Genomic DNA, 12487 nt, shown 5'->3' with positions numbered 1-12487 from the left:
CGCCTTGCCTTGCGCCTGCCGGCATCGCCCCGGCCGCCATCGGCCGCCATCGGCCGCCGGGGCGCGAGGGTCAGCTCGCCTCGCCGACCGCCTTCTCGGCGGCAAGGATCGCCGCCTGCCGGCGCGCGATCTCGTCGCCGATCGGCGGGCCCTTGAAGCGGCGCTTCTCGAACAGCACCCACACCAGGCCGGACAGGACGAGGAAGCCGACGGTGATGTAGAGCGCCCAATCGTTGGGCGGCTGGATGCCGAGCACGAAGATCAGCGCCATCGCCACCACCGAGAGCACCGCCACCAGCTTGAACAGCGCCGGACCCATGTTCCACGGCCCCATCTTCGGCCATTTCGCGGTGCCGTAGGCGAACAGGCCGAGGGCGATCGGGATGGCGAAGGAGAAGAACAGGAAGATCACGGTGCAGGACACCACGATGGCATAGGCCGAGGTGCCGCCGAAGGACACCAGCGAAGTGCCCCACACGAACAGCACCGCCAGCGTGGAGCCGGTCCAGATCGCCGCCACCGGGGTGCGGTGCTTGGGGCTGACCTTGGCAAGCGCGGAGGAGGCCGGCAGGCCGCCGTCGCGGGCGAAGGCGAACATCATGCGCGACACCGAGGTGACGGTGGCGAGGCCGCACAGGAACTGAGAAACGAAGATCGCGACGTAGAGGATCTCCTTCAGCGTGCCGGGCACCTGGGCGTCCATCGCCCAGAAGAACACGTTCCAGCCCTGCTTGGCGGCGTCGTCCATGTTCGGGATCATCAGCACGAAGGCGCTGAGCATGATGTAGCCGAACACGCCCGACCACACGACCGACATCACCATGCCCTGCGGCACCGCGCGCGCCGCGTCGCGGGTTTCCTCGGAGGTATGGGCGGAGGCGTCATAGCCGGTGATGGTGTAGATCGGCAGCAGCAGGCCGAGCAGGAACGCCCAGCCGGTGGACACTTCCGGCCACACGTCGGCGCCCGCCGGGCCCGAATAATTGGAGAAGGTGAACAGCCGGCCGATATCGTAGCCCGGCGCGAAGACCAGGCAGACGATGGTCAGCACCACCGCCGTGGCGAGGATCAGGTAGCCGGAAAAGTCGGTCAGCTTGGCGGTGAGGCCGATGCCGAGATGGTTGACCAGCGCCTGCGCGGCGGTGAGCACCGCCACGAAGCCGACGCGCGTGGTGATGGTGTCCTCCATGCCGAGCATCGCCCCGAAGGCGCCGAAGAAGAAATAATAGGTGCCGACATTGATGGCGCCCAGCACGGTGACGAGGCCGAGCAGGTTGAACCAGGCGGTGACCCAGCCGGTGAAGCGGTTGCCGAGGATCGAGCCCCAGTGATAGAGGCCGCCGGCGGTCGGGTAGGCCGAGCCGATCTGCGCCATGGCGAGCGCGAACACGCCGGAAATGGCGACGCCGAGCGGCCAGCCGAGGCCGATGGCCGCGCCGCCGGCGCCGGAGGTTGCCTGCGCCAGCGAATTGATGCCGCCGGACAGGATGCAGATGATCGAGAAACTGATGGCGAAATTCGAGAACCGGCTCATCCGGCGCTCGAGTTCCTGCGCATAGCCCATCTCATGCAGGACCTTTACGTCGGCATGCTTGGCTTCGTCGGAGTAGTCTGGGGCATCCACTGTGTCCGTCGCCGTTGCCATATCCTATCCTCGCTGCTTGCCGTCGCCCGGGCTTGCCCCGGAGGCGTGCCTGCGGCACATGCATCGACGATGCCAAGATGAGCGCCGTGGACGCAGCGGCGGGGCGGATTCGCGCGGAAATCGGCGGGCCGGCTAGAGGAAGCCGATCCAGCGCCCGGTGAGCAGCACGCCAAGCCACAGGAGCATCGACGTCAGCGCCCGGATCCGCACGCCGGCTCCCGGCGCCTGGCCGGCGAGCACCCGGCGGTAGCCGCCGCTCGCATGCTGCCAGCCGGCATTGGCGAGCGCCAGCGCCAGCAGGCCGATCTTGATCGGCAGGGCGGGGTTCTCGAGATAGTCGGCCGGACGCACCGAGAACAGCCACAGGCCGGTCAGCATCGCCATCGCCACCCCGAAAGCCGCCGCGCGCGACAGGAAGGGGCCGAGCACCGCCGACGGGGCGCCTCGCACCAGCCCGAGCAGCCGGGCGTCGAGCGGGAGGATGGCGCCGATCACCAGCCCGATCCCGGTTATATGCGCGGCGTTGACGATGAGATAGGCGGTCGGCGAGCCCTGCAGCCAACGCGCGCCCGGCCATTGCGCCAGCACCGCGACGAGGTCCATGGCTCAGCTGCCGATCCGCTCCGGGTAGATGTCGTAATTCTTGCCGGCAATGGTGATGCGCACCGCTTTCATATGCGCCTTCGACCGGTCCAGCGCGCGGTTGCCGAGCACGGTGATGGCGTCGCCCGGCTTGGCGGTATCGGCGGTGAAGCCGGAGCGGGCGGTCTGGCCGGGATTGCCCAGATCTACCTGCCAGACGGTGCCGTCGCCGGCGGTGACATGCAGGGTCGGGTGCGGCGGCGCCATGGAGATGGTCCTGATGGTGCCGGTGAGCGTCATCTTCTCGCCTTCCGCCCAGGACCAGCCGTGATGGGCCAGGACGGGAGCGGGAGCGGCGGCGGCGAGCGTGACCGCGAAGGCGGCGGCGAGAACGAGGGATGGGCGGTGCATGGAGCGACGCATGGCGATCTCCTCTCGGAGAGGCTCTCCTGTCGGAGGGTCTCTCCTGTCGCGGACGTACCTGACGTCAGGTTAAGTCGCGAACCCACGCAAAGGCGACCCGCCGGCGCTCACAATCACGCCAGCGGTGCGGGCAACTCCGGTGGATCGCCCGATGGATCGCCCGATGGATCGCCCGATGGATCGCCCGATGGATCGCCGGATGGCGACGCCGCGCGCCAGCCTGGCCTCATCGGTCAAATCGGGCTGGAATTGGCCTCATCGTACACCTCACTGCACTGCGGCCCGTCCGACGGGCCTGAGGCGAACGACTTGCCGGGCGCCACGTTCCACTTGCGCCGAGGGCGCGTCGGTTCGGAATGTCTACCAATGAGCTTGCGGCTCTCGTGCGACCACGATTTTTCCGCAGCTCAAGACTAGACGTCAACGCTGGCGCGCAGGGCGTTATCTTGAATGAACTCGCGCCGAGGCTCCACGACATCACCCATCAGCCGGTTGAACAGGTCGTCGGCATCGGCGACCTCCTTCACCTTGACCTGCAGCAGCGAGCGGGCATTGACGTCGAGCGTGGTTTCCCACAGCTGCTCGGCATTCATCTCGCCGAGGCCCTTATAGCGTTGAAGGGCCACGCCTTTTCGCCCGGCATCGGTGATGGCGTCGAACAGGTCCATCGGCCCGTGCACCAGCGTTTCGGTGCCCTTGCGCTTCAGCGTCGCCGCCTGCGCGTGGGCTTCCTGGAGTTCGGCCGCGAGCGCATCGAGCCGTCGCGACTCCGCCGAGCCGACGAAGGTGGCGTCGAGCACCGCGACTTCCTTCACGCCGCGCACCGTGCGGGTGAAGCGGAAACCATGGGAATCGCCCTCGCCGACCCAGCCGCGTTCGGTATCTTCGGCAATATTATCAAGACGTTGCGCGACATTGACGGCCACGGACGCCGCATGCTCCTCGTCCAGCAGCAGGCCCGGTGCCAGCGCGCCGGCGATCGCCGCCTGCTCCACCACGGCGCGATTGTAGCGCGGGTGCAGGCCCTGCAGCGTGGCGCGGAAGGCGCGGGCGCTTTCCACCACCGAGAGCAGGTCGGCACCGGCCCGTACCTCGCCGGAGGCCGCGACCAGCGCGGCGTCGTCAAGTCCTTGGCCGATCAGGTAATCTTCCAGCGACCGCTCGTCCTTCAGATACTGCTCGGACTTGCCGCGCGTCACCTTGTAGAGCGGCGGCTGGGCGATATAGATATGCCCGCGATCCAGCAGTTCCGGCATCTGACGGAAGAAGAAGGTCAGCAGAAGCGTGCGGATATGCGACCCGTCGACGTCCGCATCCGTCATGATGATGATCTTGTGGTAGCGCAACTTCTCGACATTGAAGTCGTCGCGGCCGATGCCGGTGCCGAGAGCAGTGATCAGCGTGCCGATCTGGTCGGAGGAGAGCATCTTGTCGAAGCGGGCACGCTCGACATTCAAGATCTTGCCGCGCAATGGCAGGATGGCCTGGAAGGCTCTATTGCGGCCCATCTTGGCGGAGCCGCCGGCCGAGTCGCCCTCGACGATGAACAACTCGGATTTCGCCGGGTCGCGCTCCTGGCAATCCGCGAGTTTACCTGGCAATGAGGCGACATCGAGCGGATTCTTGCGTCGCGTCAATTCGCGCGCCTTGCGGGCGGCCTCGCGGGCGGCGGCGGCTTCCACCACCTTGCCGACCACCGACTTCGCCTCGGCCGGGTGCTCTTCCAGCCAGTTGTTGAGCGCGTCGTTGACCAGCGCCTCGACCACCGGCCGCACCTCGGAGGAGACCAGCTTGTCCTTGGTTTGAGAGGAGAATTTCGGATCCGGTACCTTCACGGACAGCACCGCGGTCAGCCCTTCGCGGCAGTCTTCGCCGGTGGGGTCGACCTTTTCCTTCTTGGCGATGCCCGAGCGCTCGGAGTAGCCGATCACCTGCCGGGTCAGCGCGGCGGCGAAGCCGGTGAAATGGGTGCCGCGGTCGCGCTGGGGGATGTTGTTGGTGAAGCACAGCACGTTCTCATGGTAGCTGTCGTTCCATGAGAGTGCGCATTCAACCGAAATCCCGTCCTTCTCGGCGCGAATGACCACGGGCCTGGGCAGCAGAGCCTGCTTGGAGCGGTCGAGATACTGCACGAAAGCTTCAACGCCGCCCTCATACATCATCTCCTCGCGTCTCACTTCCGCGTGGCGTGCATCGGTGAGGACGATACGGACCCCGGAATTGAGGAAGGCGAGTTCACGCAGGCGATGCTCCAGCGTCGCGTAGTCGAATTCGATATGAGTGAAGGTCTGCGGGCTCGGCACGAAGGTCACCATGGTGCCGCGCCGGCCTTCCAGCGCCGGGCCGACCACGGCAAGAGGGGCCTCCGCGTCGCCGTGACGGAAGCGCATCTTGTGCTCTAACCCATTGCGCCAGATGGTTAAATCGAGCGTGGTCGAGAGCGCGTTCACCACCGAGACGCCGACGCCGTGCAGGCCGCCGGAAACCTTGTAGGAGTTCTGGTTGAACTTGCCGCCGGCATGCAGCTGCGTCATGATGACTTCGGCCGCCGACACGCCTTCTTCCGAATGGATATCGGTCGGGATGCCTCGACCATTGTCGGTCACGGTAACCGAGCCTTCGGCATTGAGGGTGACGGTGACTTCGTCGGCATAGCCGGCCAGCGCCTCGTCGATGGCGTTGTCCACCACCTCATAGACCATGTGGTGCAGGCCCGAGCCGTCATCGGTGTCGCCGATATACATGCCCGGCCGCTTGCGCACCGCGTCCAGTCCCTTGAGGACCTGGATGGACTGCGCCCCGTACTCTTCGGGAGACGGGGCGGAATCGGAATCGGCCATGGGTTCAGCTCTTCGAATCGTTGAGGTCGTCAGGTTTCTTTGTAGCGCAATCGCGCGCCTATTTCGTGGCCACCATGACGGCGGCCCCGGCCATGGCGGCGCCGCAGGTGCGGTTGATCAGCCGCACCGCGCGCGGGCTCGCCGCCAGCCGCCGCGCCCGGTCGGCGAGGACGACATAGAGACCGAACACCACGGTCAGCACCGGCGCGATGACCCCGCACAGCTCGGCAAAACCGAGCAGCGTCAGGTGGTTGAGGTCGACGATGCTGGGCAGCAGGGCGAGATAGAAGGCCATGGCCTTGGGATTGCCGAGCGTCATGCCGAGGCCGGTCAGGAACAGGCCGGAGCGCGAATCCGCCGATATCGCCGCCGCACCGCCCGCGGCCTGGGCCGGCGCCGTCCACAGCTTCCAGGCGAGGAACAGCAGATAGAAGGCCGCCGCCAGCCGCACGACGATGAACAGCGAGCCGAGCGCGGCGGCGAGTGCCGCCAACCCGAGCGCGGCAGCGGCCAGCCACACCATGTCGCCGAGGATGATGCCGGCCACCAGCGGCGCGGCGCCCTCGCGGCCACGCGCCAGGGTGCGGGCGATCAGCGCGATCACGCTCGGTCCCGGCGAGGCGGCGGCCAGCGCGAGGGCGGCGGCGAAGACGAGCAGTCCCAGAAGGTCCATGGGGCCTACGTGCGCGTGTGCGCGCGAAAGGTCAAGAATTAAAATCAGAAAATCGGAACAAGAGCTTAGGCGACGCTGTCCGGCTGCGGCTTGATCCGCCCCGGGCCGATGGCGAAGCGGTCGGCGCCGGCGGGCAGGGCGGTGAAGGCGGCGGGATCGGCACCGGTCATCCACACCTGCCCGCCCAGCGCCGCCAGCGTGGCGAACAGCGCCGCACGGCGGCCGGGATCGAGATAGGCGACGACGTCGTCGAGCAGCATGACCGGGCTCATGCCGGCCATCTCGGTGACGAGGCGGGCATGGGCGAGGATGAGGCCGATCAGCAGCGCCTTCTGCTCGCCGGTGGAGCCCCGTGCCGCCGGCATGCCCTTCGGTCCGTGCCCGACCAGGAGGTCGGAGAGATGGGCGCCGTCCAGCGTGCGGCCGGCGGCGCGGTCGCGGGCACGGCTGGCGCGAAGGCTCGCCCGGTAGCGGTCCTCGACCTGCGTCGCCGGCAGGTGGGCGAGCCCGCGCTCGATCTCGCCGTCGAGCGCCAGCGTCGCCCAGGGGAAGGCCGAATTGTCGTCCCGTGCCGTCTCGAGCCCGGCGGCGAGCCGGCGCACCGTCTCCAGCCGCGCGGCAGCCACCGCCACGGAGAGAGCGGCGAGCTCCTGCTCCATCGCGTCGAGATAGCGCGGATCGGTGCGCAGCTCCTCCAGCAGCCGGTTGCGCGAGCGCAGCGCTCGCTCCAGCGCGTTCACCCGCGCGCCATGCTCGGCATCCACCGCCAGCACCAGCCGGTCGAGGAAGCGCCGGCGTTCCGAGGGCGGGCCGATGAACAGGCCATCCATCTCCGGCGTCAGCCAGATGACGCGTACATGATCGGCGAAGGCGGCGGCCGAGCCGACCGGCTCGCCGTCGATCCGGCAGCGGCGCGACCGGCTTTCCGTTGCGGGATCGGGCTCCTGTCCGGTGCCGAGGGTCACCTCGCCATAAGGGCCGTGCAGCGTCGCCGAGACCGCCCATCCGCTCGCCGCCGCATCGCCGGTGCGGGTGGCGAACTGGTCGAGCCCGGCACGGCGCAGCCCGCGGCCGGGAGCGAGCAGCGAGATGGCTTCGAGAACATTGGTCTTGCCGGCACCGTTCGGGCCGATCAGCACCACGGTATCCGCCTGCGTTCGCAATTCCGCTGCGGCGTAGCTGCGGAAGTGCGTCAGCCGCAGGCGGGTGATGCGGGTAGCGGGCGCACTCACACGCGCATCGGCATCAGCACGTAGAGCGCGCCGCGCCGCTCGGGGTCCTGCACCAGCGTCGGCGAGCCCGGATCGGCGAATTTCAGCTCGGCGGTGGTTCCCTCGATCTGCCCGGTAATGTCGAGCAGATAACGGCTGTTGAAGCCGATATCGATCGCCTCGGCGGCGTATTCGACCTCGATCTCCTCGGTCGCGCTGCCCGAATCCGGGTTGGTCACCGAGAGGGTCAGCTTCCCGTCGGCGATGGACAGCTTCACCGCCCGCCCGCGTTCGCTGGCCACCGTCGAGACGCGATCGACCGCAGCGGCGAAATCCGCCTTGTCGACGACCAGCGTCTTGTCGTTGTTGAGCGGGATCACCCGGCCGTAATCGGGGAAGGTGCCGTCGATCAGCTTGGAGGTCAGCACCACGCGGTCGAGCGAGACGCGGATCTTGGCGCTCGACAGTTCGACGGTGACTTCCGCCTCGGCATTCTCGGCAAGCCGCTGGATCTCGGCGACCGCCTTGCGCGGCACGATGACGCCCGGCATGCCGGCCGCGCCGGCCGGGGCCGCGGTCTGCGCCTGGGCGAGGCGATGCCCGTCGGTCGCCACCGCCCGCAGCACCGGGCCCGAGGCGTCGGCGACGTGGAAATAGATGCCGTTCAGGTAATAGCGGGTCTCTTCGGTCGAGATGGCGAACTGCGTCTTGTCGACGAGGCGCTTCAGCTCGCCTGCCGACAGCGTGAAGCGATGGCTCATCTCGCCGGCGGCGAGGTCGGGGAATTCGGCTTCCGGCAGCGTCTGCAGCTGGAAGCGCGAGCGCCCGGCACGCACGGTGAGGGTGCCGCGGTCGCCGCTGGTCTCGATCTGCACCTGCGCGCCCTCGGGCAGCTTGCGCACGATCTCGTAGATGGTGTGCGCCGGCACCGTGGTGGCGCCTTCCTGCCCGACCTCGGCCGGAATGGTCTCCACCACCTCGATATCGAGGTCGGTGGCGCGCAGGGCGAGGCCGCGCGCATCGGTGCGCATCAGCACATTCGCCAGAATCGGAATGGTATTGCGCCGCTCGACGACACGATGGACATGGGCGAGAGACTTGAGCAGCTCGGCCCGCTCGACGGTGACCTTCATGGCCGCGACACCCGTGGCTTTCGGAAAGGGGAGGACGCCCGGGGCGCGCATGAAGCGGGCGCTGCCTCACATCGCGCTCCGGCGGGCGGCGCGGGCGCGCCACCGGGCTGACGACATTGCCGCCAGTACCTTTCCAACACAAGCCCACCATGCCGCAGCGCGGCGAATTAATGGGGATAAGGGTACGCGCCGGGTGCCGCAGGGCCTATTCGCTGACCAGCCGCTTCAGCGTCTCGACCTCGCTGGCGAGCGCGCTGTCGCTGCCGACCAGGCCCTCGATCTTGCGCACCGCATGCAGCACCGTGGTGTGGTCGCGACCGCCGAAGCGCCGGCCGATCTCGGGCAGCGAACGCAGCGTGAGCATCTTGGCGAGGTACATCGCGATCTGGCGCGGCTTCACCACATTGGCGGTGCGGCGCTGCGAGAGGATGTCGGCGCGGGTGACGTTGTAGTGCTTGGCGACGATGCGCAGGATGTCGTCGACCCGCACGCGCTTGGGCTCGCAGGAACGCACCAGGTCGCGCACCGCTTCCTCGGCCATGTCCAGCGTGATCGCCCGCGAGGTGAGCTGATTATGCGCGAGCAGCCGGTTGAGCGCGCCGTCGAGATCGCGCCCGTTCTGCCCGCAATTGCGGGCGATGAACTGCAGCACGTCCTGCGGGACGCTGAAGCCGGGATGCTGCTGGGCGAGGGCGGCGACGCGGCTCGTCAGGATGTCGAGGCGCAGGTCCTCGTCGAGCGCATCGATCTCGACCACCAGGCCGCCGGCCAGGCGCGAGCGCACCCGCTCCTCCAGCGCGTCGAGCTCCGACGGCGGACGGTCGGCGGCGATGACGATCTGCCGGCCGGAATCCATCAACGCGTTGAGCGTGTGGCAGAATTCCTGCTGCACGCTCTTGCCCTGCAGGAATTGCAGATCGTCGATCACCAGCGTGTCGATCTCGCGTACCTGCTCCTTGAAGGCGAGCGAGGATTGGCTCTTCAGCGCGGCGATGAAGCCGTACATGAAGCGCTCGGCCGTGAGATAGACCACGCGGCGGCCGCGCTCGGCACCGGTGGCGACGATCGCCTGCAGAAGATGGGTCTTGCCGAGGCCGACCGCGGCATGGAGATAGAGCGGGTTGAACACGGCGGGACCGCCGGCCGGGGCCTGCGCCACTTTCAGCGCCGCCGCATGGGCGAGCCGGTTCGAGCTGCCGAGGCGATAGGTCGCGAAGGTGAGGCGGGCGTCGAGCGGCGAGCCGGCGCCGAGATCCGGCGTCGCGGCGACGGCCGCGGCAGGCTTGGTCTCCGCCGGAAGGCGCGGCACCAGCACCGGCGGCTCGGCGCGCAGGTTCGCCTGAACCTGGCCGGGACTGCGCAGCACCGCGGTGCGCACCACCAGTTCGACGCGCGAATGCGCCACTTCCGCGTGCCACAGAGCGGTCAGGCGCTCGATATAGTGCTGCTGGATCCAGTTCTTGAGAAAGCGCGTCGGCACCGAGAGGCGCACGGTCTCGCCGAAAATGCCGTCGAGTTCCACACGCGCGAACCAGCTCAGATAGACCTCTTCGCCGATCTCTGCGCGCAGGCGGCGGCGAACCCGGTCCCAGAAGCTCCGCGGGTCGCCATCGAACCCACGGGCGTCATCCTCCGTGCAGAGCGGCGCGGCGACGGGGTCGGAAACGCTCGTGTCGGCGAGGCTGGACTTGAACATGGGTTCTCCGCTGCTTTTTGGCGGTTTATTGGGGACACCGATCGGCGGCGCGTCCACGCAACGAAGCTGCGTCGACGCGCGACAAGCGCGACGGGGTCGATGGAAAAATCGGAAGGGCCAGACGCCGGTTCGGCGATGGCGTCACCCGGTCAGGCGGGTGGCCCGGAACAGGGCGGAGACGCGGGCGGGCAGGATTCCGAGGGGCGGTCCGGCAGGCCGAGGCCGACATATATTCCCTGAACTGTGCGGTCGATGCCGCAGGAAAATCCTGTGCGCGTCAGATGGAGCGCGCCCATTCGCGTGAACATAACAGCCCCTTCGCGGCAAGTGCATTGCCGTCCCTGTTGACGTTTATTGGTTTCAGGTGACGCTATAAACGAACGCAACTAGAATTACGACAAAGCCGGGAAGTCGTCTTCCGAGCCGCTCTGTCATTCTCGGCGTACTCTATATACGTAAGGAGGCTGAATGCTGTGGACAACACGCAACTTCCCTCCTCACGTGCAATGAGTAGTTTCCAAACTCAACTTTTCGCTGAGATGCCCGGCCTCGCCGGATGAAGAGAACATACACAGGGGCCCCCGCTCGCGCAACGCTCTTGGCGGATCGGGCCGCTTCCCGAGGGGACGATTCGCGCCGGTGGCGCCGGTCGAACAGAACCCCTAGTCGGCAAATCTCTGACTCCTTTGCGAGATTCGGGAGGGGGCATCGCCGCCGGCCGAAGCAGGTTTTTTTCGATGGACACGCATGGAATCGCAGTGGCGCAGTCGATTCGACGGCACGTGCATGGCGTGCCATCTAATTCATTGAAATGTATCGCGAATATTTGTGCGCCCGTTAAGGGGTTTCGAGCGTTCGCGACAGAATTGTCGCTGCGTTAGCAGACCGAGGGAGTCAAGTTTCGAATGGGCTTGCCGGCGGGGTGCGTCGCCATGTGTGTCGGTCATGTGACGAATCGGCAACGCCGTTTCCCGCTACCGCCGCGCCGCTCTCCGAGCCGGGTGCGAACGCAGAAAGCCCGGCGGGTCGCCGGGCTTTTCAAACCACCTGAAGTTGTGGTGAATATCGGTGGGTCAGGCGCCGAGCTTGGCGAGGCGCTGGGTCAGGCGCGACACCTTGCGGGAGGCGGTGCTCTTGTGGAGAACGCCCTTCTGCGCCGCGCGCATGATCTCCGGCTCCGCAGCCTTCAGGGCCACGCTGGCTGCCGTGCTGTCGCCGGCCGCCAGAGCCTCTTCGACCTTGCGCACGAAGGTGCGCATGCGCGAGCGGCGGTTGATGTTGACCTCGGTGCGACGCGCAATCTTGCGAGCCGCCTTTTTGGCGGAGGGCGTATTGGCCATCGGCCATCCTCTTCAATCGTTGCAGGCGCGGCGAAGAGCCGTTTCCTGCGGGAATGTCGTGTGACACGGGGGAGCGGGCGCTCCAGAAGGATCCCCGCGTGAGTGGCGGGCTTATAGTCGCGGGCCGCTGCGGCGTCAATAGTGGCCGGGGCCGGCGGGCGGTTTACCTGTTGTTAAAGGAGGGGCTGCGCTTGTCGATGAAGGCGGCCATGCCCTCCTTCTGGTCGGCCGTGGCGAACATCGCCTGGAACAGCCGGCGCTCGAAGCGGATTCCCTCGCTCAGCGAGCTCTCGAAGGCGCGGTTGACGCTCTCCTTCGCCATCATCACCGCCGGCAGCGAGAGATTGGCGATGGTATCGGCGAGCTTCATCGCCTCGGTCATCAGCTCCGCGGCCGGCACCACCCGCGAGACGAGGCCGTACATATCGGCCTGATCGGCGGTAAGTGTCCGTCCGGTAAGGCACATTTCCATCGCCTTCGCCTTGCCGACCGCGCGGGTGAGGCGCTGCGAGCCGCCGGCGCCGGGCATGATTCCGAGCTGGATTTCCGGCTGGCCGAAGCGGGCATTGTCGGCGGCGAGGATGATGTCGCACATCATGGCGAGCTCGCAGCCGCCGCCGAGCGCGTATCCCGCCACCGCCGCGATCACCGGCTTGCGGCAGCGCGACAGCCGCTCCCAGGAGGTGATGAAGTCGTCGGAATAGGTGCCGGGAAAGCTAAGCTCTTGCATTTCCTTGATATCTGCGCCCGCGGCGAAGGCGCGCTCCGACCCGGTGAGGATGACGACGCTGATGCCGGCATCGGCCTCGAAGCCATCGAGCGCCCGGTTGAGCTCGCCGATCAGTGCCGAATTGAGGGCATTCAGCGCCTTGGGCCGGTTGAGCGTGACGATGCCGACACGCCCATTGGTCTCGACGAGGATGTTTTCATAGGCCATTGGCGGC

Annotated in this window: 10 protein-coding genes; all 10 read right to left on the bottom strand. The window is 67.3% G+C overall.

Annotated features, from left to right (window positions below):
• Nucleotides 1-70: 70 nt before the first annotated feature.
• The 10 genes from AC1RU4_RS04445 to AC1RU4_RS04400 all read right to left on the bottom strand — a co-directional run bounded on the left by AC1RU4_RS04445 (nt 71) and on the right by AC1RU4_RS04400 (nt 12480).
• Nucleotides 71-1564, bottom strand: coding sequence for an amino acid permease (locus AC1RU4_RS04445; RefSeq protein WP_492890114.1), 1494 nt, complete (start codon nt 1562-1564; stop codon nt 71-73).
• 213 nt (nt 1565-1777) lie between these two features.
• Complete coding sequence (locus AC1RU4_RS04440) at nt 1778-2248, bottom strand: DUF2214 domain-containing protein (RefSeq protein WP_492889822.1); 471 nt, start codon at nt 2246-2248, stop codon at nt 1778-1780.
• 3 nt (nt 2249-2251) lie between these two features.
• Nucleotides 2252-2650 (bottom strand): DUF6152 family protein, encoded by a 399-nt coding sequence (locus tag AC1RU4_RS04435; RefSeq protein WP_492889821.1) that lies wholly within the window; start codon nt 2648-2650, stop codon nt 2252-2254.
• Nucleotides 2651-3063: 413 nt separating this feature from the next.
• On the bottom strand, nt 3064-5490 hold the full coding sequence (gyrB, locus tag AC1RU4_RS04430) for a DNA topoisomerase (ATP-hydrolyzing) subunit B (protein ID WP_492889820.1): 2427 nt from the start codon (nt 5488-5490) through the stop codon (nt 3064-3066).
• A 58-nt stretch (nt 5491-5548) separates the two neighbouring features.
• On the bottom strand, nt 5549-6163 hold the full coding sequence (locus AC1RU4_RS04425) for a LysE family translocator (RefSeq protein ID WP_492889819.1): 615 nt from the start codon (nt 6161-6163) through the stop codon (nt 5549-5551).
• 65 nt (nt 6164-6228) lie between these two features.
• Nucleotides 6229-7395, bottom strand: a complete 1167-nt coding sequence (gene recF, locus AC1RU4_RS04420) for a DNA replication/repair protein RecF (RefSeq protein WP_492889818.1) — start codon at nt 7393-7395, stop codon at nt 6229-6231.
• The gene (gene dnaN / locus AC1RU4_RS04415) at nt 7392-8507 is read right to left on the bottom strand and encodes a DNA polymerase III subunit beta (RefSeq protein ID WP_492889817.1); all 1116 of its coding nucleotides are present in this window, start codon (nt 8505-8507) and stop codon (nt 7392-7394) included. The genes recF and dnaN overlap by 4 nt, the downstream gene beginning before the upstream one ends.
• Before the next feature lie 205 nt (nt 8508-8712).
• A complete protein-coding gene (gene dnaA / locus AC1RU4_RS04410) occupies nt 8713-10203 on the bottom strand; it encodes a chromosomal replication initiator protein DnaA (protein ID WP_492889816.1) in 1491 nt (496 codons plus the stop codon).
• A gap of 1073 nt (nt 10204-11276) precedes the next feature.
• Complete coding sequence (gene rpsT / locus AC1RU4_RS04405; protein ID WP_492889815.1) at nt 11277-11543, bottom strand: 30S ribosomal protein S20; 267 nt, start codon at nt 11541-11543, stop codon at nt 11277-11279.
• A 163-nt stretch (nt 11544-11706) separates the two neighbouring features.
• On the bottom strand, nt 11707-12480 hold the full coding sequence (locus tag AC1RU4_RS04400; RefSeq protein WP_492889814.1) for an enoyl-CoA hydratase: 774 nt from the start codon (nt 12478-12480) through the stop codon (nt 11707-11709).
• Nucleotides 12481-12487 lie beyond the last annotated feature (7 nt).

The organism is Ancylobacter sp. GW821-FHT10E12 (assembly GCF_058809335.1).
This window is presented reverse-complemented; position numbering and strand designations above follow the sequence as displayed.